The following is a 22,828-nucleotide window of genomic DNA, read 5'->3' on the forward strand; positions in this document are numbered from 1 at the left end:
TGCATATGTGGCACCTCATTACCAATAGCCAACTTTATTCCCGAAAGCACTGCTTATTCATCATCATGCTGTTGCTCTTTGGGTTTACCAGGACACTGGCGCAGGATACCATCAGCCCTGCCCATCGCCCCCTCACTACCGGGAACCTTAAACCCGGCCTGCGTCAGTACCTGGTTTATTATGAAGTTGACGGGATGAACAAACAGCTCTGGATGAGTATCTGGAATCGCGAAATCAGTAAAACGGTGGTTAACAACACACCGGTCATCTCCACCAAACAACAATGGTATAATGAAGACAGTACCAAATTTCATGAGAGCCTGAGCATTAATAATGCCACGGACTTCTCTCCTGTTTACCATCAACAGCGTTCAGGCGATAACGTTAGTGCGTATCAATGGTCTGCCACCGGCATCCGGGGTGACACTACCGATGGCAACAAGGCGAAGGACTTTACCCTGGCCTTTGATGGCCCCAACTACAACTGGAACCTTGACCTGGAAACGTTTGAAATGCTGCCGCTGGCCGCTGGCAAAACCTTTGTGGTCCGGTTTTATGATGCAGGTTTCGATCCGCCCGCATATGTAACCTACAGGGTTGTTGGCACGGAAACCATTGCTACGCTGGACAATCACACTGTAACGTGCTGGAAGCTCTATACCGAAGGCAGCAGCAAGCGGGGAAAGTATACACAAACCTTCTGGATCAGCTGCAAAAACCATGAATGCCTGAAAGAAGAAGACCGTATCGGCGATCGTATGCACCGGTATAAAGTAAAGCTTCCGGCCTTCGCTCCCATTCTTCAGAAAAAATAACCGGTCATCTGCTCAAAAAAAGCATTTACGAAGATTTTCGTATTTGATACGAAAATCTTCGTACTTTGCATCAGCAACTTAAATCATGCTATATGAAACGTTTATTAATCCTTGGAATCATCTTATTGAGCGCCTGGTTTTCCCGGGCACAAACACCATTTACCAACACCACAAAACAGGCTGTAGTAAAGCAGTTGCAGGAATCGCTGGTAGCAAACTACATCTTCCTGGACACCGCGCAACGTATGAGCAACTACATCGGCGAGCGGCTAAAATCGGGTGCCTATGATAAGATTGGCAGTCCGATGGAATTTGCGCAGGCATTATCTACTGACTTGTACCATATTTATCACGATGGTCACCTGGCCGTCCGCTATGACCCTCGCCCACAGCCGGTACAAGATACCAGTGCCGGATCTGAGCCGGTGCAATCTACTCCCGGCGACGACTATCGCAACTGGGGTTTGAAAAAGGTGGAAGTACTCTATGGTAACATAGGCTACCTATCGCTGAACCAGTTTGCAGACATCACCGAGGAAGCCAAAACTGCGGTGAATGCCGCTTTCGGATTATTAAAGCATACAGACGCCCTCATCCTTGACCTGCGCAATAACGGAGGTGGTGATGGGGAAATGGTCAAATATATCTGCAGTTTCTTTCTCCCTCCCAATACCCATCTGAACGACATCTATGAGCGCAGGACCAACAAGACGATGTCTTTCACTACAACGCTGGTAGACACAAGTGGACATTTCCAGCAAATACCGGTTTATGTACTGACGAGTCCACGTACTTATTCTGCCGCGGAAGAATGTACCTACAACCTGAAATTTTCGCGTAATGCGCAGGTAGTAGGAGAAAATACCGGTGGCGGTGCGCATCCCGTACAGCCGTTTCAGTTAGGAGACGGTTTCATCGGTTTGATTCCGTTTGCACGGTCTATAAATCCGGTAACACATACCAACTGGGAAGGTAAGGGCATCACGCCTACTATTGCAGTGGAAAACCAGGACGCACTCCCGACGGCAATGGTAGATTTCCTCGACAAAAAACTAGAGGAGACACTGGACATAAATTTAAAAAGGAGTCGCCAATGGGCCAGAGACATGGCGGCTGCGCAGCTGCATCCATCTAAAGTTAATGCGAATACCCTGAAGAAATATGCCGGTGAATATGGCAACAGGCAGGTAAAGTTCGACAACGGTCAGTTATTTATTACGAATCAGGGAGGCCAGTATATGCCGCTGATTCCTGTCAGTGATAAAATTTTCAGAATGGACGGATACGATTATGTAAAAATTATTTTCTCCGACGACATCAAATCCGTTACCATGGCCTATGACGAAGGCTTTATAAATGTACTCAAAAGAAAATCATAAGACAATGCCGGATGTAACCCTTTAAAGGTGGATTACATCCGGCATTTTTTATCAGCTCGTTTTTTTCTTTATAGAGATGAGCAACATTTTTATTTTAAGAAAATTTTTTTACGATAGTTTTTTCCAGTTTGATATCCTAACCAACAATACAGTAGCTCAAATTATTTTTAAAATACATCTAAAAATAGTTTATGTGGAAAAATGATCCCTGTGCCTTGCATTGAAAATTTGTTTTTTTATTTAATTTAGACAGCATCAATGTTGTAAAACAATTATTCATCACACTAAACTGTCCATACCTCAAATAACTGATATCATGTGAATATACCCTCAAAGATCGGATCGGTGTTAACTATCAACTCGCCATTTTAATCCCCTTTAACATCACTGTTTAATAACCGGCATCTATCGTTTATGGAGTGGTATCTCTGATTTACTTATGACTGTGGCCAGATAACAATTTCGTTATCCGCTGGCCTGTATCTTTTTATATGCTTTTATATACCTGGCGTATAGCCGGGTGGGTTAGTATTGTCCTTACCATGCTGCTTATTTTATTCATTATTCCATAAAATGAAATGCTCTTATGAACACACTTACTCAAGCACAGAAAGAAAATTACGCATTAGTCAATTCACGTCTGGGACTTGCGCCTGATGCACATCTCCAACTCAGTAGCAAAATCAAGGCAATACAGCAGGAGAAAAAAGACCTGGTATTCTCTTCTGATCCATTAGAATCTGACGTTCCTCCCATTCATGTAAGTGTGGGCTCCATTGCTGAATTCAAAAAAATGGTGGGTCGCCCTGATGGCAATGATGATTACGACATCGAATATCCTGGCCCATTATCTGTCAATCATCGCGACCTGTTAGCATCTGTTCACTCTAAGGCGGAACTCTTACAGAAGATGGACGAGCAATTGTATGACAAGATGCGCCAGGCGGCACATGCTTATGTAATGGGCGATTCCCGTAGGGTAGCCGAATATGAACCACTGATCAACTCCCTGATGTTCCCTGGAAGAATTGCTGTATTTACCGGTGAAGACCTGGACATCCCTGCAGGTGAGACATACACCATTAAAGGTGAAGATCCTGTGGTATTCAATTTCGAAGAAATTAATGAAGGCCGCGGTGCTACACTGGTGATTACCACGATGACCAGTTTGCATACACAGTATTTTAATGCAGAAGATTAATCCTATTCATCACCTCAAACACAGGTTACAATGGCATATGATATCATAGTTAAAGGCGATCCATATACTAATCCCAAGGCTCCAAATGGGGGTAACGGCAGTACTGGTGTGAAAGGCAATAAGGGAAATGCCGGACAATCCCATGTTGATAGCAACTGTAAGGATGTATGTGATAGTGCTCCTACTAATGGCGGTACGGGTGGTACCGGCACAAGTGGAGTTGGCGGCGGTGCGGGCGCAAAAGGTCAGCCAGCCCCTCCTACTGATTTACATCTTGGAAATGTAACCAGGACTATTTCTATCGGAGCCTGGGGCGGCCCTGGCCAGAATGGTGGCGACGGCGGTGCCGGTGGCACTGGCGGCCCTGGTGGAGATCCGGGCAACAGTGCAGCAGGCTGCTCGAATGCCAGCACCGGCAACCAGGGAAGAGGCGGCAACGGCGGTCCTGGTGGCAGAAGTGGAGACGGCGGTAATGGTACTAACGTCAATGCCTATTATACCAATCCTGGCGGTGACCAGTACATTCAGTTTACTTCTGTCCGTGCTTCTCCTGGTATCCCGGGCAATGGTGGTAACCCAGGCAGTGGCAATCCTGCAGGCAGCAAGGGATCTACGGGTGCTACGGGTGCACAGGGCACCGATTCTACTATTCAGCGTATCAGAGAATCCTGATTATTCTATTTATGGCAACGATCATTATCACCGGCGCCCCATTTGCCGGCCCTGCTGTTCCCGGTAATAACGGCAACAAGGGCAACAAAGGGGCCCATGGCAGTTCAGGCCAGATTGGTGTAACTGTCATACCCCTTAGGATCTATTGTGCCACACCTTCTACCAATGGTACTGACGGAAGTGCCGGCAGCAACGGAAGTAATGGCGGCAATGGGCAGAAAGGTGTGCCTGTACCGATCACTGACAAGCACCTGGGCATTGTTTCCGGGCAGCTGGAAGTAAAGGTTGGTGGCGGTACGGGCCAGGACGGCGGTTATGGCGGCAATGGTGGTGATGGCGGACCTGGTGGTGACGCGGGGTCCAGCAACGTTGATGCAGACAAACTTTGCGGCGCACCGGCTGCAGGCCTTCCAGGACGCGGTGGCAGAGGCGGAAACGGCGGCCGTGGAGGTGATGGTGGTAATGGCGCCTCTGTGACGATATGGTATACCGCACTTGTATCAGGTGGCCAGATAAGTACCGATACATTCTTTGGCCAGCCGGGTATGCCGGGGGCTGGTGGAAATCCGGGAAATGGCAACTCCAGCCTCGGTCCGGGAGACATCGGCTATCCGGGAAATCCGGGATCTGCTTCATTCGTTGATGTGCGGAAAGAATAGTATTCACTGACTTCAAAAAATTTTTATGGCAATAGTTATTACGGGAGCACCTTATACCAGCTCTGCTGTCTCCGGCAGCAGAGGGTATAATGGCAACAAAGGTGCTACTGGTAGTTCTGGCAGAACATCCAGCAATGATTGCGGCACCTGGTGTTCCTCCCCTCCTACAGATGGCACCATGGGTAGTGCCGGCAGCAATGGCTCAGGTGGAGGCGGTGGAGCAAAAGGTAATCCCGTGCCCATATCAGATAAACACCTGGGCGTTGTATCCGGAAGAGTAGAAGTACAGGTGGGCGGCGGGCAAGGCCAGGATGCAGGCAACGGCGGTAATGGTGGTGATGGCGGCCCTGGTGGCGATGCCGGAGCAGCCGGGGGAAGTGCAGATTATTATTGCGGCGCACCGCAGAAAGGTCAGCAAGGTCCCGGAGGCAGAGGTGGTAATGGTGGCAAAGGCGGTGATGGTGGTGATGGCAGATCTGTTACCGTATGGTATACCCAACTGGTAAACGGTGGCCAGATCATTCCCAGCACCTTCCTTGGTCAGGTAGGCAAACAGGGAACAGGAGGTAATGGCGGACAAGGTAGCTCCAGTGCCGGACCCGGTACTGTTGGCGCTCCTGGTAACCCGGGATCTGCTTCTTATGTCAATGTCAGACAGGAGTAGTATTTCGTATAACCTTCACTGTTACATCAGGTCATTAAACAACAACTTCAAACAAAAAGCAATGGCAACAATTGTTATTACCGGCCCTCCATACTCAGGCCCTGCTGTTTCCGGCAACAGAGGTTATAATGGCAACAAGGGCGCTACCGGCGCTATCGGAGCCTTAGACAGCAATGACTGCGGTACCTGGTGTAAATCTCCCCCAACAGACGGCGCTATGGGCAGCGATGGCTCCAGCGGCTCGGCTGGTGGCGCTGGCGGCAAAGGCAATCCTATTCCGATCACTGATAAACACCTGGGCGTTGTTACCGGAAAGGTAGAAGTACAGGTGGGTGGTGGACAGGGACAGAATGGCGGCAACGGCGGCAATGGCGGTGACGGTGGCCCGGGTGGCGATCCGGGAACCTCCGGCAATTCTCTTATAGACCAGATCGTTGCTTCCTATTGTGGCGCCTCCACAGCAGGTCCGCAGGGACGTGGCGGCAGAGGTGGCAACGGCGGCAATGCCGGCAGTGGCGGTGATGGCAGATCTGTCACCGTATGGTACACCCGGATCGACCCCGGTGGCCAGATCATTCCCAGTACTTTCCTCGGCCAGCCCGGCAATCCGGGATCTGGTGGCAGCGGCGGTAACGGCAGCACCAATCTGGGACCGGGCAGTGTTGGCTATCCCGGAAACCCAGGCTCTGCTTCATACGTCAATGTAAGACAGGAATAGTACTACGTATACACTTCACTGTTATACCATATCCTTAAAAAGCAACCTCCATAAGCAATGGCTATTATTATTACCGGCCCTTCATACTCAGGCCCTGCTGTTTCCGGCAGCAGAGGTTATAATGGCAACAAGGGCGCTAATGGCGCAATCGGAGCCCTGGACAGCAATGACTGCGGTACCTGGTGTGAATCTTCCCCAACAGACGGCGCTATGGGCAGCGATGGCTCCAGCGGCTCGGCTGGTGGTGCTGGCGGCAAAGGCAATCCTATTCCGATCACTGATAAACACCTGGGCGTTGTTACCGGAAAGGTAGAAGTACAGGTGGGTGGTGGACAGGGACAGGATGGCGGCAACGGCGGCAATGGCGGTGACGGTGGCCCGGGTGGCGATCCGGGCACCTCCGGCAACCCAGCAATTGACCAATTCATTGCCTCCTATTGTGGCGCCTCCACAGCAGGTCCGCAGGGACGTGGCGGCAGAGGTGGCAACGGCGGCAATGCCGGCAGTGGCGGTGATGGCAGATCTGTTACCGTTTGGTACACCCGGATCGACCCCGGTGGCCAGATCATTCCCAGTACTTTCCTCGGCCAGCCCGGCAATCCGGGATCTGGTGGCAGCGGCGGTAACGGCAGCACCAATCTGGGACCGGGCAGTGTTGGCTATCCCGGAAACCCAGGCTCTGCTTCATACGTCAATGTAAGACAGGAATAGTACTACGTATACACTTCACTGTTATACCATATCCTTAAACAGCAACCTCAATAAGCAATGGCTATTATTATTACTGGTGCTCCATACTCAGGCCCTGCTGTTTCCGGCAGCAGGGGTTATAATGGCAACAAGGGCGCCACTGGGGCTATCGGAGCCTTAGACAGCAATGACTGTGGTACCTGGTGTAAATCTCCCCCAACAGACGGCGCTATGGGCAGCGATGGCTCCAGCGGCTCCAGTGGTGGCAACGGCGGAAAAGGCAACCCTATTCCGATCACTGACAAACACCTGGGTGTTGTATCCGGACCGGTAGAAGTAAAAGTGGGTGGCGGTACCGGCCAGAATGCCGGCAACGGCGGTAACGGTGGTGATGGCGGCCCAGGTGGAGATAAAGGCACTTCCGGGGTTCCCATGTTTGACCAGATCGTCGCCTCCTATTGTGGCGCCTCAAAAGCTGGCCCGCAGGGACGTGGTGGCAGAGGCGGTAACGGAGGCAGAGGCGGTGATGGCGGCGATGGCAGATCTGTTACTGTATGGTATACCGAATACGTAAACGGCGGCCAGATCATTCCCAGTACCTTCTATGGCCAGCCCGGTAATCAGGGAGTTGGAGGAAGTGCAGGACAGGGTAGCTCCAATCTTGGCCCTGGTAGTATAGGTAGCCCCGGCAATCCGGGATCTGCTTCTTACGTCAATGTAAGGAAGGAGTAGTATATCGTATAACCATACCAGTTATACGATATACCTAAAGAGACAGGGATGCAAGCTGGGAATCACCAGGATAACCAGTTTGCATACATGGTTTTTTAATGCCGCAGCATAATCCTATTTATTATCTCAAAAAAGAAAGTATGGACGATGAACAAAAAATATAATATCGAAGTACAAGGAGGTACGAAAGCTAACAAAAAGGCGCCTAATGGCGGTGATGGCAGTGACGGCGCCCAAGGTACGAAAGGTAGTTCGGGGAAATCTTCCTTAGACAAAAATTGTAACTACAAATGTGACATCGACCCCGACAAAGGCGGCAAGGGTGACGATGGTCACGATGGACTCATTGGTGGTGCAGGAGCCAAAGGCCTGCCAGCGCCTCCAACTAATTTAAAACTTGGCATTGTTACCAGCATAATTTCTATAGCAGCATGGGGTGGCCCGGGCCAGGATGGCGGCGATGGTGGCAAGGGTGGTAAAGGCGGGCCTGGTGGAGATCCTGGTTACTGCCCAAAAGGCTGCCCCGAAGCCGGCGATGGGCTTCAGGGTTGGGGCGGTGATGGTGGTCCTGGCGGCAAAGGCGGCGATGGAGGCGATGGTACTACCGTAATCGCTTATTATAAGAATGCCGGTGGCGATCAATACATTAGGTTCACGTCGGTTCAGGCCTCCCCAGGAACGCCTGGCGCTGGTGGAGAGGGCGGTAGTGGTTACTGGAATGGGAAAAAAGGAAAAATAGGCGCTAAGGGAAAAAATGGTTCACATTCTACAATCCGAATAGAAAAAGAACGCTGAGTACCTGGATGTTGTTTCCTGGCATGATCCGGGATCGGCATCATTCGTCTATATGAGGAAAGCATAATTTTTACAGACATCAAGCAATTCTTATGGCAATAATAGTTGTTACAGGCCCCTCCCATAAAACGCCTGCTAATTCCGGAACCAAGGGCAATGATGGCAACAAAGGGACTAATGGCAGTCCGGGCACCACCAAAAAGAATGACTGTGGCATCACGTGTGCAACAGATCCTACAGACGGCGCCATGGGCAGCGAAGGCTGCCCCGGTACAAAAGGTAGCAATGGAGAAAAAGGTAACCCTGTACCGATAACAGATAAACATCTGGGCACTATACGCGGAACATTAGAGGTACGTGTGGGCGGCGGCGATGGCCAGGATGCCGGGAACGGCGGCAATGGAGGTAATGGAGGCGAAGGTGGCAATGCCGGTTCAGACAAAGACGTAGAAAAATATTGCGGGAAATCGAAAGCTGGTCTCCAGGGAGTTGGTGGAAGAGGCGGAAACGGTGGTAAAGGCGGCGATGGCGGTAATGGCAATACTGTCTTCCTATGGTATAAAGAGCTTGAACCCGGCGCCGAGATCATTCCGATAACATTCAGCGGCAAGTCCGGTAAGCAAGGAAAGGCTGGTATTGGCGGAAAAGGCAGCTCTCATAAAGGCCCGGGTGACGTTGGTCTTCCTGGTATCCCTGGCTCTGCTTCTACCATCAATGTAAGACAGGAATAGCATATCGTATATACTTCACTGTTATACAAATAATTATAATAGCACACCCCATAGCCGGTTCAGTTATACCTGAAAATTAGGAAACCTGCACCGGTCTCCATCTATCTGAAAAATATTTTTACTTCTCCGGAAAACAACAACAGACATGCATTCCGGAGCCAAAAAAAATTATCATCATGGATCATACTACTACTGCTGCTGCTCAAGTGATCAGAGCAACCACCGAGGAGACCCTCCGTATTACTCTTGAAATTATTGCCGGACAGGCAAATGTTTACGGGATGGTGGATAATGGCCCCAGTTTACCTGGCGGCTACAGGGTTCAAACGAAATTCTCCAGTGAAAAGGCCCCCAGCACTGATATGCCTGTTATCCCAACACAAGGTTATCTCGTTACAAAGAGCATTAATGGCGTAGACACAGATGTGCTGACATTAGGTTGTACCTGGGTTAGATACTTCCAATATCAATATGATGGAGAATGGCTACTGGACAGCCTTGTGAAAGATATAGCAGGAAATCCCCCTGCCAGCGCCCAGCTGATGAAATTATATGTAAAAGCCTATAACTACCTCCGTAAACCCCTCTGGGAAAGTCTTAAACTTCACTCCGAAAAAAATCCACTGTATATCTGCGGCCATGGCCTCGGCGCACCGCTGGCACAGATTGCAGCACTGGACCTCCGAACCGGCAACAGAGGCCCGCAGGATGCCGGCGGCATTCAGCCGGTAGCACCTTCACCTACGCCTGCATGCTACACCTTCTCTACCGCCGGATACGCCAATGATGCCTTCAAGGATTATTTCAATAAAACCGTAACCGGAGCTGTTAACGCCATCAGAGCCAATAGAAACACCAATGTTGACCAATGGCCCGATAGTGACGAAGGCTTTGTAGTTCCCGGAAACAATATCTCCATTGATGCCAGCTTAGTGGCCACTGCAGACGATCCATGGTGGGAACGCGCTACCACTTTCTATACCCAGACATTAGGCGGCAAACCATTACCTAATGCACCGGAAAGTCCGGATATCTACCCCAAACCCCTGCCTGCACTCTTTTCTCAGGACTTCGCTTTTTCAGCTGCGAAGATGTGTATGTTCCTCTATCACAAAGTGCAACATCCGGATGGCAGCGATGGAACTCCTCCTTCAGGTTATACCTACAAAGATAAGCTGCTGTATGCCGGCGATGCCTGGGGATTTATTTTTACCAATGACTTCAATAACTCTGTGGTAGTGGCTTTCCGTGGTGCTATCAACTTTTCCGAGTTCAATACATATGCTGCCTTGTCCGGGTTATCAGGCACACCATGGAACACCAATCCTTCCGCACATGTGCATGAAGGCGCCCTGGCCATCTATGATGGTTTCAGAGCTAAATTAAAAACGACCTTACAGTCCGCTGACTACTCCGGCAGAGACATCTATTTCACCGGCCACGACTTCGGCGGTGTCCTCGCCAATATAGCGGCATCCGAATACGAAATGACGCCTATACGCGCCATTAAAGCGGTATATACCTTCGGCGCACCGATGACAATGGATTATACATTCGCACAGGCTTTCAAAGAGAAACTGGGCAGCAAAAGCTTCCAGATAAACAGAACGAATGACGACATACCGTACTATGGTTCTGCACTTGGATTCTTTGCCATCGACACCATGGACCTGAGAGGTGCTATGTCGCTGGAAGAACCGGATTACCACTCGTTGTTCAACTATCAGAATTTACTGGATACATCTAAAAACGCCTGGTAATCTACCCATAGCCCCCGATTTCCTGACCCCTTCAAATCATGTAAGATGATTAATGAATATAGTACTGCCCAGGGAAAAAAACGCGTCGGAACAGACAACCTCAGTGGCGACAATGGTATCTCCTTTTCCGGACTGGACCCCGTGCTGGCCAGCCTGGGACTATTAATAGGACTACTAACCAAACCGGACCCCGACAGAGATACCTACAGTATTAACCCCGGCTGGTTTGCAAACCCTATCGATAATACACAGAAAGGTATTACCAGCAGCCCGGAACAATTTGAACAACTGCTGACAGCAGTACTGGGAAAAATCGGGGGCAATGCCCTGGGAATCCCGATACAGGACGCCGCTTTGCTCGGCACCTGGTACCCCATTAAAAACGGTAACGACCCTACCGGATTTTACATCGTGAGTTACCAGAAAGAAGATAATGGGGTCACAGAAACCGTGCTGGGCCTGGGTATTTTGCATAGCTGGAAGGTCCCTCCCACCAATGCGGCACTTACCGTGAACGTATGGGGACTGATGCCTTTTGTGGCCATCGGCAACGGTAGTTTCAAAATCACTTTTACCAGTACAGGATATCCGATCAGTCTGGGTGTTGCTGCCGAAGGCGGCGATAAAAAAGTTCCGCTGGTAGATATCAATGGTATCTCTTTCGATGGGGTAAAGTTCAGCGCATTAATAGATGTTGCTGCCAGCGACCCATTCAATGTATCACTGGAAGTATTGTCGCTGAAGCTGGGCAATGCGCCGGCAGCCAATAAATCGCTGGCCGACCTGCTGGCCATCAGCGGCGAGGAAATACTGGAAATAGCCACCAACCTGTTTATCGGGGCACTCAGCTATGTATTCCCCAACCAGCAGCAATACCTCAACTATATTCCGCCATTACTGGGTCTCAGCTCCGCAGTACCAGGCCTGCAGCAGCTACAGCTGCCTGTCATGGAGTGGTACAAACTATTTGAAGCGGCAGCAAACCCATCTAAATATCCTGATGGTGTTAAAACCTTATTCTTTAACTGGTTCAATGCACTCTGCAGTGATACCGATGCGCTGAAAGGCTGGATCACCAGCTTCAGCGGCTTCCTTGGCAATACCAATTTACAGATAACGGGTACGGGTACACGCATCGATCCGTTCCGGCTGAGTATCATTGCTGTCAACAATATAGGCAACCTGGATTTCTGTGTGGCCACCACCGTTGATGATGGCGGCATCCGCTATTTCTATCCCGGATTATCTTTCAGGGGCAACAATATCAGGCTGGGCTCCTCTCCTGCCGTATTCACCTCACAGGCCGATCTGGAACTTGGACAGTTCGGACTCAGTGCACAGGCCGTGACTGCCTCACCGCAGATAAAATTCGCTTTCCGGTTTGCATTGAAAAATGCGACCGATGGCCAGCCGCTGGTAGCCTATGATGGCAACAGTGTGGGTACACTCTCTGCCGGACTGATACTGGGCAGTGATGGAAAGATCGTTCCTGATTTCTCGCTGAACCAGGTGGTAACAGGCATTACCTCCTTTGACAGTGTAAACCTGCTCTCGCCGGGTGAGCTGGCCGAAGCCGGCGCCGCAGCACTCAGCGCAGCACTGGCCACACTGATAGGTGTCAACGATAATGATTTTGCAAAAAGTATTGGCGCACTGATAGGATTGATTCCGCCTGCAAGCGCAAAAGGTAGCTGGCCAGCAACGCTGCCGCCGCCATTTGCGGGCACACAGATGGCGCATTCCATCCTTAACCCGGTGCAGGCATGGTCCGACTTCTACCTGCATACCCTACAATATACCACTGCAATTGATGGTAAGTCGGCCTTTGCGTATCTGCTCCAGGAGATGGCAAACCTGCTGCAGCAAACGGTAACAGGATTAAATATATCCGTTACCGGTAGTGGCACCGTGGATGATCCATGGAAAGCAGCCATTGCACTTAGCAGCAGTACCCTGCCTGCCTACCTCACCGCCTATACCGTAAACAATACTAAGGATAACAGCCTGGAACTGGTGATGGGATTGTCGCTGATGCCTACCATTACCATTGCAGGCGTAGATATCAAACCATCGCTGAATTTACAGGGATTGTCCCTGTTGTTTGCCGCCAACGGCAGTATTCAGGCCGGATGGTTGCCGGAAGTAAGCGCTAACCTCCAACTGCCACAGGGTTTCAAAACACCGGATGTGGGAGGTGCTGCGGTAAACGTAGACCTCGCGCAGCTTTCAGCAGGATGGAACCGGAGCACAGGATGGGGATGGTCTATGCTGATTAAAGCCCCTAAGCTGATCATCAATGGCAACACTATTGTATTGGGTCAGGACCTGAATTTCAATAACCAGACGGCATTAAAAGACCTGGTGAAGCAATCTGCCAGTACCTTCAGTCCTTTCCTGCTGGGCGCTTTAGGTACATTGCTGATGCGCGTGGAAAACAGGGCGGCGCTCTTTGCCATCGGCTCACTGGGGCTGATACCTGACATCACCAAATCACCGGTATTCCCTACAGGGCTTTCCTGGAGCGGATTCCAGCAGCTATCACTGAGTAGCCTGAGCAATCCGTGGCCGGATATACGCAATCATCTTTCTACCACATTTGCCAATACTGCAAATGCTAAAAGTCTGCTTTCCCTCTTATCATATGTAATAAATACGGACATCACGGCGGCGCCGGCAACAGGTGGCAGTGGCAGTTATGAAGATCCCTGGACGTTTGCACTTCCAGCAGGATTTGAAGGACTGTCGTGGTTTGAGAACACCGGAAAAATCCTGGGGCTCGGCGCCGGCAGATCCGAATCATGGTCGTACACCCTTTCGGGTACAAAATTCAATTTCGACCTGCATGCGCGTGCACATGCGCTGAAATACAACCTGAGTACCGGTACACTGGTATTTGACGGACAAGTACCATCATTCACCCTCAGCGGCACCCTCTACAATCCGGATGGCATGCTGGTGAGCCTGCCGGAATCGCTGGGCAGCGTAGAAAAAATTATTGTAGGCTGTAATCTCTCCTACGATACTACTACCCAATCATTCCATTTCCTGCCTATTGTAACACTACTCAATGTTACATTACCAGGACAGCAAAAGCAGGACCAGCTGACGTTGCAGGACTTTATGAGTCCATCCTTCCCTTCCAGTCTGCAAAACGGGTTTATGCTACTGCTGAACCAGGGATTGCAGGCAGCATTCCAGCAGGTAAAAAATCAGCCTTTGTTCCAGAAGGCCTATAGCCTGTTATCTATGCTGGGCCTGACATTAGCACCTGACGGCGAAACAGACCTTCGTTTTATTGAGCTGTATAATCTGCCGGATGGACTGCTTGGTATTAACGCCGCCGGATGGAACGGGTTACTCGCCAATTTCGACACCTACATACAAACGCAGTTCAACAAACTACTGGCCGTACAGGAAGAGCGCGACCTGCTATATTCTTTCCTGTCGGACATACTTGGTTTTAAATTACCGGAATTCCAGGTGCCGGTGTTGCAGTTGTTAACAGGCCTGGGCATCTGTGCCCCTGCCGAAGAAGGTTACACCGTATATCCGTATAAGTTACTTGAACTTATTTCCAATCCTTACCAGACCTTCCAGCAGCTGTTCGGGCAGTTGTTTGCCGTTGCAAACGCCGACAACCTGAAGCAGCTGGCAGCCAACCTGGCGAAGAACCTGGGGCCATACAAGGCGGGCCGCTGGACGTTCAGCACAGATGCCACCGGCGTTATTTCCTTTGGCATATTGCCGGCAGACAGCTTCCCGCTGGGGTCCTTTCTGCTGGTCAGTGGCGGCATACAGCTGGATTTAAACAACCAGGTACTGAAGGGTGAACTGGACATCTACTGTGAAAACGTAGGCGTGACGCTGAAAAGCGGTTTTACGCTGCAACTGCAAAACGGCAGTGTATCACCTTCCTTCACTTCCGTGGCTGCCTGGGGCGATAACAGCAAGCCATCTGCCAAAGCACTGCGGCTGATACCTTTCCATACCAATGACTTCCTGGATGATGTAGCGGACCTAGCACCGGCCTTCTCACTCAATATCTTACTAAATGCTGTTTTTGAAGAACAGCTGTTGAAAAAATACCCGCTGATACAGCAGATATTTGAAGGACTTGGGCTGGCAGATCAAGCGCCTACGGAGAGCCTGGCCGTACAGCGCTTAAATAGCGGCACTGCGGTAGTAGCGCTCAGCAAAACAGATTTGCTGTGGCAGATGCCTTCGTTAATGGGCATACTCTACGACCCGCTGGCATGGCTACTTTCAGACGATGTATTAGGCACTAACGGTAAATTCAGTGTTTCCAAACTGGTAGCAATGCTGAGTCATCTGCCGGAAGTCACTGCTCCTAATGGCATCAGGCTGACGCCAGCGGCCAGCGGCATGACGATTACCGGCATGCCATATGGTTTTGAGATAGCGATGAGCGGGAAAGATGATGTGGCCAATTTTGGCTTTACCACCAAAGATCTTGTGATCAGCGAAAGCTGGGGAACTTTAAACCTGCTATCGTTCCAGGTAGGCATTGATGGCAACTACCAGCCTTCCTTTGGCGGAGAGCTGACCATTTCTTCCGGTAGTAAGATACCTGCATCTTTCTTCGTCAATACAGGATATAATAAAGAATTTTTCCTGAAGATATCACAGGGAACTCCGGACAGTGCCAGCGGATTAGCGTTACAGCTGTTGCCATTCCTGGGATGGGGATCGCTGGCAGAGCAGGGCGCAAGACTTGCAGCAGCAGCTGTACTCAAGAACCTCGTCCCTACCGTATTGCAGAAATTATCTGATAGTGGCGCCGGTGACTTTGTAAAGAAAATGCTGGACTTCAGCAAACAGGTAAATACAACGGCGTTGGTAGATGCCATTATTGGCGTACTTACCCCAAATACATTTGCTGTAAAAGCACAGAAAGATATATTATCGGATATAGAAAGTGTAGCGTTGGGATGGCTGAGAGAGAAATTCTCCACCACCGGCGCACCTGCTACCGTACAGGGCCTGATCACCTTATTGCAGGATGTAATGCCAGGCGTGTCGGCACAGGGCGGGCGACTCGCCTTTACGCCAGACAGCAAGATACCTGTTACCATCCTCGCGGGCCTCAATGATGCAGGCTACATAGGGCTTTGGGCAGATTTCACGCTACCGGATACACAGGTACTGAAAATAAAACTCGCTGAAACAGGCGTAGGCGTAAACACGAGTGGCGCTGTTACCTTCTCCTTTGGTATGGATTTATTAATACCGGTAGATGATAGCAGCGGGCCGGGTCTTACGATGACCTATGACCTGCAGAAAGGGTTTAAGCTGTTATTTGACCCTATCAGCAACAGCACCGATGCCACACAGCATTCCAGTCTTGCAATAGAGCTGTTACCTAATTTCTTCGGCAAATCAGCAGTAGAAGCGGCGGCGATGGGCACCAGCGTTACAGACTGGCTGCTACAGGTAGTGAAAGTAGTATTACCACGCTATGTATCGTTGCTGATATTGAACCTGGATAAAGTGAAGGCGTGGCTGGAAGCACCGATAGTAGCCAATGCACCAACGCCGGCGGTATTGCTGGAAGCCACTTCGCTGATACTGAAAACAGGCAGCAAGTATGAGCTCAACAGCATTGATAACCTGCTCAAGCTGACACCGACGGCCTTCTTCGGCAATCTGTTGTATACGCTGATGCAGACGAAGACCACGCTCTTACAATTTGGCACCAACAACAGTGGTAAAATTGTAGTGGGGCCATTGACCGGCAAAGCCAATTATTTTGGTGTTACCGTGGCTGCGCCAAACCTGAAAATCGCGGCATTACCCAACCTGGTATTACAACTTGGCGCTGATGACCGCGACTGGATCGATAAAGCCGGAGATGGCAATATAGCCGGAGATCCGGGTATAGGGTTCTATCTCCCTATAACAAAAAACGGAAGCGATTTCACCGTCGACTTCAGGTTATTCAGCATGTTGCTGTTCAACCTGGGCTTTGATATCATAGGTACTGGCGGCAAGCCTATCGTGGACCAGCCACGGTTTAAGATTGGCGCTGTACAGCCAAGGACAGTCTTCTCACTGACCTTTAATGCCAGCGGTGGCCCTACCCTTCAATTTGGCGCAGGTGTTACACTGGCAAAAATCGGGTTATCGCTGGCGCCGGATAAACTCGCCGGATCAGCAGGCACCAACCCTATCGCCAACAATATCCTCGGATCAGGAAAAGACAGCGGCAACCCGCCGGTGAACCCTGAATTCTCCGTAAGCACCGCTTATATCAGCAAGCTGTGGGTAAACCTGAAAAGCAATACCGGCAATGGGTCGCAGGTGATCGTACCGATAGAACGCTCCTTCGGGCCATTGTACATAGATAGTTTTGGTTTAGGCTGGGAAGATCAGCAGAAGCTGCTGGATTTCCTGTTTACCGGCAGCGTAGCGCTGGCGGGCCTGAAAGCATCTGTTGTTGGATTAACAGTAGGCGTTCCCGTTACAGACCCTACCAACTTCAGCAAGTACAGCGCCGATTTACAGGGGCTGGATATCAGCTTCAAAGGCGGCGCCGTAGAAATCAACGGCGGCTTCGTAAAAACCACCACCGTTGTTTCCGGGCAGGATGTGATTGTGTACAACGGTGTAGCCGTAATTAAAGCAGGTACTTTTGCGTTGATGGCGTTAGGTTCCTATGCAGAAATTGCTGTTTCTACCGCACCTAATGCCTCCAAACAACCGTCGCTGTTTATTTTCGCCGTGCTGACAGCCCCGCTGGGTGGCCCTCCATTCTTCTTCATCACCGGTGTGGCAGCAGGCTTCAGTTTCAACCGTTCATTGAAAATCCCTGATATAACGCAGGTGCAGGATTTCCCATTACTCAAAGGCTTGTCTGACGGCACCTTTGCAGATGGCGAAGACCCAGGCACGGCACTAGTGGCGCTTAGCTCAGTAGTAGAACCGGAAGTAGGCCAGTACTGGCTTGCAGCGGGTATCAAGTTCACCTCCTTCGAACTGCTGACAACTTCTGCGTTGCTATTCATCAGCTTTGGTAAAGAGTTTGAGGTGAACCTGCTGGGGCTGAGCTTTACGTCGCTGCCACCGAAGATACCACGTCAGTATGCCCTTGCCTATTTCGAGCTGGCGCTGAAGATCTCCTTCAAACCTTCCTATGGCGTTCTTTCAGCAGAAGCACAGCTGACGCCGAATTCATTTGTATTATCCAAAGATTGTAAAGTAACAGGCGGATTTGCCTTCTTCCTGTGGTTTAAAAATATTTCTACCGCAGCGGGCACTATTCCTGCGGGTGATTTCGTGATCTCGCTGGGAGGTTACCATCCCGACTTCAAAAAGCCGGCCTGGTACCCGGAAGTGCCTCGACTGGGGATGCAGTGGAAGATGGATATTTCCGTGGGCAGCATCAGTATTGGCGGCGGCGCGTACTTTGCGATTTGTCCGACCGCAGTAATGGCCGGTGGCTACCTGAATGTCGCCTATCAGCTAGGTCCGCTGAAAGCCTGGCTGAATGCCTCTGCCGATTTCCTGATCGAATGGAATCCGTTCTATTTCAATGTAGGCATCAGCATTACAGTGGGCGCTTCCTTTGGCACCACCATCCTGGGCGTATCTGTTACCCTGCGTGCAGAGCTGGGCGCCACCCTCAAGCTGGAAGGCCCTCCTACCCATGGTTCCGTGAAGGTAGACTGGTTCGTGATCTCCTTCACCATTCCTATCGGCTCCGGCAAAACCGAGACCACCGACAACAACATCACCTGGCAAGAATTTGCAGACGCCTTCCTGCCGCCGGCAGAAGTTCCTGGCAGTACCATGAAAAATGCCCTGTTAAAGCAACGCAATACCGAGCCGGTACAACAGGTGGTGAAACTCAATCCGGAAACCGGGTTGCTGAACGATAACGGCGACCGCTGGACCATACAGCCGTATCCGTTTATACTGACCGCTAAATCCGCCATCCCGGCTTCTGTTATCACAGTTGCCAGCAGCGATTTCAGCAAGCCAGGCGTAAACGTGGGGGTAAGGCCGATGGGTTATGTAGATAATTTAAATGCACCGCTGACCATCACCCTCAGGAATAGCAAAGGCGAAGTAGACCTCACTGCACGCAAAATAAAGCTCATTATTGACCAGAACGGCGCACCGGCAGCCATGTGGTCACAAGATCCGTTAAACCGCAATAAACCGCCTCAATCAGACGATTTACTGATACCCGGCGCCTCCTATGGCATCATACTGGATGCCGATGAATATAATTTCCGGGGAGATGTACCTGCATTTGCTATATCACTGCTGAAGTATGAGTTTGGCACCAAACGCATACTACCCTATAAAAACGTTGTCAAATTCCCTCCTGCAGCAAGGTACCCTGTCAGTGACCAGAACAATGCCTATAATGTAATCATGCATTCCATCATGACGGAAAGCATTATAAGCAAACGTAACACCATCCTGCAAGGTATTGCCGCCAGTGATATCGTGGCGCCGCTCGGACCAGACCTCAGTGTGATGGCATCTTCCGCAGATATGATCCTGCAGGCATTACCTGTTATCGCACGGATAGGCATCTATCAGAACAATGGTGTCGTGGAAGCCGGCAGAATACTGGCGCCACAGACCAGGGCCGTGACATTAACGCCCGAAGCAGCCATAAAAACACCACAGCTTACGGGCATGGTTAAACGGTACAGAACCAGTGGTGGTAACACCGCTGCAGGCGTCAGAAGTCATTATCAGCAGGCGCCTAACCTGGGCAGCAAAACCAGGCTGGCAGCCACTCGTGTCAATACCGACATCCGGCAGCTGTATGACGGATCAGCCGTATTATGGTCTACAGACAGCAGAGGCACTACTACCCTTTCGCTTACCGGTGGTTTGCCTGTGCGTGTTATCTCCTTCGACAAACATGGCCGCCTGAGTGGTATTCATGTCAGCACAGGCGCCCATCAGCTGACACTGGCAGCCGGCACTGCGCAGGTAGCCGTTCAGGGCGAAGAGGCGGATACTACTGGTACCATAGGCTGGGATATGGCCTCACAGCTCTTCAAAACCAATACTGTATGGGCATTGGGTGATGGCGTGATGGTACGCGTACAGAACAGTCAGCGTATACGCGTTCGCGGTACACATGCCAATACAGGCCTGATAGATGCTGCCGACCTGGTAATCAATAACAGGATCACTGATACGGGCAAGACTACACGTAACGGCTGGATACAGGCAGTATTCCCGGCAGGTACCCGGCAGATCGCGGTGCTGGTAGACCAGCATAGCAGTGCCGACAGACTGGATGTTGCCATTGCCGCAGGCAGTTTACCATTAAAGGGTAGCCAGCTGCAGCCGGTGCAAACCAGCGAAACAGAGAAAGGCACGCTGCTGGTGTATGATTGCCCGACAGGTGATACCAATGCATACATTGCCATCCTGGCCATTCCTAAAGACAATAAGGTGCAGATCAAAGGTATGTACAGTAACAGCAACCAGGTATTTACAGCAGATGCACCGCTGCGTCAGGCAGGACTTGACCTTCAGGCAGCCACTATACAAACAGCCACTGTTAGTATTAACACTCAAAAACAGGCATTATGACAACATCCACTATTGACACTACCCCCGGCAGTATTGGTCCTGGAATGATCCGCTTCTACGACGCGATCCTGAATCCGCTGGAAGCAGGCATATATACCCTGGAGGCAAAACAGGAGATCAATGACCTGCCAGGTGAAAATCCTGCCCCGTACATAGCCACGCAGGACCTGGTGGTAGATGGGCCCAGGTTTGCCATTAACCCGGCGGAAATCCATATGGTGTACCCTCCCGCCAATTCGGAAGGCCTGTACGACAACAACATGCCCAATATGGTATTCACCAGCTTTACCCTTCCCTGGGCACGTTCCATAGATCCTGCCACCACTACGCGGATGGCCACACTTGCAGTAGATAATGACCAGAACCCCATTCCATGGATAGGGCTACTAACCATATACCCTGATGACCTGAAAAACAAAGTGGGCGAACCACAGGTAATGAAGGCATCGGAAGTTGTAAAACCAGCAGACAGCAAAATTCTACCGCCGGCACTGGGAGATTTACTGGGGGCAGATGACACCCTGGTAACCGTGACCGACATTGACCTGGCTTACTTTCAGGCCATTGCACCGAGTCTGGATGAATTGCCTTTTCTCGCACATGGCAGAGAAGTGAATACCGGCGGAAAGATATTACTGGGCATGGAAGATGACGGTTGTTTTTCCCTGGTATTTGGCAACAGGCTGCCGATGGCAGCAGCAGAAAACACGATGTTCCTGGTTTCTTACGAAGGGCACCAGGAACATTTACATGGCAGCACTATCAGTGGCGGCTATACGAAGATACGATTGGTACTGCTGGGATCCTGGCAGTTCAGGGCTAAAGCTGCGCAAGGCAGTTTCATCCAGTTGATGGCAAATCTTTGCGAACCAGGCAGAGGTGGGGTGAAACTGCTGCAGATGCCCCTGTCTGCGGCCACCGGCCAGATATCTGCCGATGCGGAGAAAGCATTGCAGATGGGCTATGTACCATTACAGAATAACATGCGCCAGGGAGAAGAAAGTACTTCCTGGTACAGGGGGCCGCTGATCGCTTCCCCTACAAAGCGTGACCTGGCCTATGGGCCCTATCATTACAGCGACCACGCCATCCATTATGATCCGGAAACAGGCATATTCAATCATGCCTATAGCACTGCCTGGCAGACAGGTCGTTTACTGGCGTTGTCGGATGCCTCTTTTTCGTCGGCCATGTTTACCTGGCGGAACAACTACCTCTATGGTATCCTTGCCAGCTCACGACAACTGGACAACAGTAAGCTCAGCGCAATTGCCGGCAGTATGAATAACAATAAGTCTTCCGAAAACGCACGCGAAGCGGTAGTGATGCTCATGTCAGGCGGCTTCAGCAAAGTCAAATGGCCGCAGATCACTTCCCGTTCAGCAGCTGTATTGCAGGATGGATTGCCGGGAGTATTTACTTCAGAAGAAAAAACGGCGATGGCAATAGAAGACACAGACCCGTTACTGATGCTCGTTAATAAAATAAAAAACGTATAATATGAAATCATGGGGAAACAGGGCTGCCTTATGCACCAACGTGATGCAACGACTGTTATCTGTCAGGGATGGTAGTTATCCGCCACCGGAGTTACCGGATCACCTGACTACCTGGCTGGCACAGCTGACACTGCTCTATGGTATGCCGGTAGAATATATGGTAGCAGACAACCGCATGTTGCCAATAGAATCCATGCGCTTTTTCTATATAGACCGGAACTGGCTGGACAGGCTTGTAGACGGAGCATTGAGTGTGGGTGTACTCTCTTCCAAGGAGCAGGTATTCAATGAAACCTTTTATGAAGAAATATATGCGCAGATAGATGCCAAACAGCTGTTGCTTCGTTCGGAGCTGAGAGAGGAGGCACCACCCGTTACCACTATGGTTGGTGGCGGTATGACAGGCATGATCTTCAGATCGGAAGTAGTGGCTGGCTGGCCAGGACTGGAAGTGGAAGCTACCAGCAGTGGCACACCGGTAACCATCCTGCGGATGGATCGCCTTTCCGACAATGTACTGCTCATCATCTGGGATGGCATACCGGATAAGGTGAACGTCATCGAACCTTCTGAAGGCCTGGCGTTTGGCGTAACGCGTAATTCAGGCGCTACCACCTTTACCATTGCATTACGCGGGCTGGGTTTCCCGACAAACAATCCATATCCTGCAGGGCAGCAGATCATGAATGGTCCATCACCGGTTACTGCGGCCGGCAGCCTGCGAAGTGGCGCTGAACCCGGGGTGATAGACATCAGTACTCTCCGGGAAAATATCATCGCCGCGATGCCTGCCAATGCGCTTCCCAACGGAAAGCTGACACCAGGCGCTATGGCTATTCAGCTGGTCCGTGCAGCAGGAAACCAGGAATACAACCTGGATGCAGCTTCACTGGCATGTGACCCTCCTATTCCACAATCTTAAAAAAAATTA

At 50.7% G+C, this 22,828-nt stretch carries 15 protein-coding genes; all 15 read left to right on the forward strand.

What is annotated here, in order from left to right; genetic code table 11:
- Positions 1–5 precede the first annotated feature (5 nt).
- The 15 genes from F3J22_RS24615 (at position 6) to F3J22_RS24685 (ending at position 22,819) form a co-directional block, all read left to right on the forward strand.
- Positions 6–815, forward strand: a complete 810-nt coding sequence (locus F3J22_RS24615) for a DUF3108 domain-containing protein (protein WP_167020574.1) — start codon at positions 6–8, stop codon at positions 813–815.
- A 92-nt stretch (positions 816–907) separates the two neighbouring features.
- Positions 908–2,194 carry a S41 family peptidase gene (locus tag F3J22_RS24620; RefSeq protein WP_167020575.1) on the forward strand — a complete coding sequence of 429 codons (1,287 nt, stop codon included), beginning with the start codon at positions 908–910 and terminating at the stop codon, positions 2,192–2,194.
- Positions 2,195–2,780: 586 nt separating this feature from the next.
- Complete coding sequence (locus tag F3J22_RS24625) at positions 2,781–3,395, forward strand: hypothetical protein (protein ID WP_167020576.1); 615 nt, start codon at positions 2,781–2,783, stop codon at positions 3,393–3,395.
- Positions 3,396–3,425: 30 nt separating this feature from the next.
- Positions 3,426–4,067, forward strand: coding sequence for a hypothetical protein (locus F3J22_RS30705; protein ID WP_167020577.1), 642 nt, complete (start codon positions 3,426–3,428; stop codon positions 4,065–4,067).
- 11 nt (positions 4,068–4,078) lie between these two features.
- Complete coding sequence (locus F3J22_RS24635; RefSeq protein WP_167020578.1) at positions 4,079–4,726, forward strand: hypothetical protein; 648 nt, start codon at positions 4,079–4,081, stop codon at positions 4,724–4,726.
- Between the two features lie 25 nt (positions 4,727–4,751).
- Positions 4,752–5,390, forward strand: a complete 639-nt coding sequence (locus F3J22_RS24640) for a hypothetical protein (protein ID WP_167020579.1) — start codon at positions 4,752–4,754, stop codon at positions 5,388–5,390.
- Between the two features lie 61 nt (positions 5,391–5,451).
- Entirely contained in the window at positions 5,452–6,108 is a 657-nt protein-coding gene (locus F3J22_RS30710; protein ID WP_167020580.1) for a hypothetical protein, read from the forward strand.
- 57 nt (positions 6,109–6,165) lie between these two features.
- Positions 6,166–6,819, forward strand: coding sequence for a hypothetical protein (locus tag F3J22_RS30715; RefSeq protein ID WP_167020581.1), 654 nt, complete (start codon positions 6,166–6,168; stop codon positions 6,817–6,819).
- Between the two features lie 57 nt (positions 6,820–6,876).
- A complete protein-coding gene (locus F3J22_RS24655; protein WP_167020582.1) occupies positions 6,877–7,530 on the forward strand; it encodes a hypothetical protein in 654 nt (217 codons plus the stop codon).
- 147 nt (positions 7,531–7,677) lie between these two features.
- Entirely contained in the window at positions 7,678–8,325 is a 648-nt protein-coding gene (locus tag F3J22_RS30755) for a hypothetical protein (protein WP_167020583.1), read from the forward strand.
- A gap of 92 nt (positions 8,326–8,417) precedes the next feature.
- Positions 8,418–9,056, forward strand: a complete 639-nt coding sequence (locus tag F3J22_RS24665; RefSeq protein ID WP_167020584.1) for a hypothetical protein — start codon at positions 8,418–8,420, stop codon at positions 9,054–9,056.
- Between the two features lie 176 nt (positions 9,057–9,232).
- Positions 9,233–10,816: a hypothetical protein gene (locus F3J22_RS24670; protein ID WP_167020585.1), complete on the forward strand. Its 1,584-nt coding sequence runs from the start codon at positions 9,233–9,235 to the stop codon at positions 10,814–10,816.
- 45 nt (positions 10,817–10,861) lie between these two features.
- Complete coding sequence (locus F3J22_RS24675; RefSeq protein WP_167020586.1) at positions 10,862–20,398, forward strand: DUF6603 domain-containing protein; 9,537 nt, start codon at positions 10,862–10,864, stop codon at positions 20,396–20,398.
- Complete coding sequence (locus F3J22_RS24680; protein WP_167020587.1) at positions 20,395–21,897, forward strand: hypothetical protein; 1,503 nt, start codon at positions 20,395–20,397, stop codon at positions 21,895–21,897. The genes F3J22_RS24675 and F3J22_RS24680 overlap by 4 nt, the downstream gene beginning before the upstream one ends.
- Before the next feature lies 1 nt (position 21,898).
- Complete coding sequence (locus F3J22_RS24685; RefSeq protein ID WP_167020588.1) at positions 21,899–22,819, forward strand: hypothetical protein; 921 nt, start codon at positions 21,899–21,901, stop codon at positions 22,817–22,819.
- Positions 22,820–22,828 lie beyond the last annotated feature (9 nt).

The sequence above is a fragment of the Chitinophaga sp. Cy-1792 genome, from assembly GCF_011752935.1.
Taxonomy (GTDB): Bacteria; Bacteroidota; Bacteroidia; order Chitinophagales; family Chitinophagaceae; genus Chitinophaga.

Excerpts from the sequence above, each read along its gene's own strand:
- F3J22_RS24615 (WP_167020574.1), top strand. The coding sequence starts at position 6 with ATGTGGCACCTCATTACCAATAGCCAACTTTATTCCCGAAAGCACTGC.
- F3J22_RS24680 (WP_167020587.1), top strand. The coding sequence starts at position 20,395 with ATGACAACATCCACTATTGACACTACCCCCGGCAGTATTGGTCCTGGA.
- F3J22_RS24655 (WP_167020582.1), top strand. The coding sequence starts at position 6,877 with ATGGCTATTATTATTACTGGTGCTCCATACTCAGGCCCTGCTGTTTCC.
- F3J22_RS30705 (WP_167020577.1), top strand. The coding sequence starts at position 3,426 with ATGGCATATGATATCATAGTTAAAGGCGATCCATATACTAATCCCAAG.
- F3J22_RS24625 (WP_167020576.1), top strand. The coding sequence starts at position 2,781 with ATGAACACACTTACTCAAGCACAGAAAGAAAATTACGCATTAGTCAAT.
- F3J22_RS24685 (WP_167020588.1), top strand. The coding sequence starts at position 21,899 with ATGAAATCATGGGGAAACAGGGCTGCCTTATGCACCAACGTGATGCAA.
- F3J22_RS24620 (WP_167020575.1), top strand. The coding sequence starts at position 908 with ATGAAACGTTTATTAATCCTTGGAATCATCTTATTGAGCGCCTGGTTT.
- F3J22_RS24675 (WP_167020586.1), top strand. The coding sequence starts at position 10,862 with ATGATTAATGAATATAGTACTGCCCAGGGAAAAAAACGCGTCGGAACA.
- F3J22_RS30755 (WP_167020583.1), top strand. The coding sequence starts at position 7,678 with ATGAACAAAAAATATAATATCGAAGTACAAGGAGGTACGAAAGCTAAC.
- F3J22_RS30710 (WP_167020580.1), top strand. The coding sequence starts at position 5,452 with ATGGCAACAATTGTTATTACCGGCCCTCCATACTCAGGCCCTGCTGTT.
- F3J22_RS24640 (WP_167020579.1), top strand. The coding sequence starts at position 4,752 with ATGGCAATAGTTATTACGGGAGCACCTTATACCAGCTCTGCTGTCTCC.
- F3J22_RS24670 (WP_167020585.1), top strand. The coding sequence starts at position 9,233 with ATGGATCATACTACTACTGCTGCTGCTCAAGTGATCAGAGCAACCACC.
- F3J22_RS24665 (WP_167020584.1), top strand. The coding sequence starts at position 8,418 with ATGGCAATAATAGTTGTTACAGGCCCCTCCCATAAAACGCCTGCTAAT.
- F3J22_RS24635 (WP_167020578.1), top strand. The coding sequence starts at position 4,079 with ATGGCAACGATCATTATCACCGGCGCCCCATTTGCCGGCCCTGCTGTT.
- F3J22_RS30715 (WP_167020581.1), top strand. The coding sequence starts at position 6,166 with ATGGCTATTATTATTACCGGCCCTTCATACTCAGGCCCTGCTGTTTCC.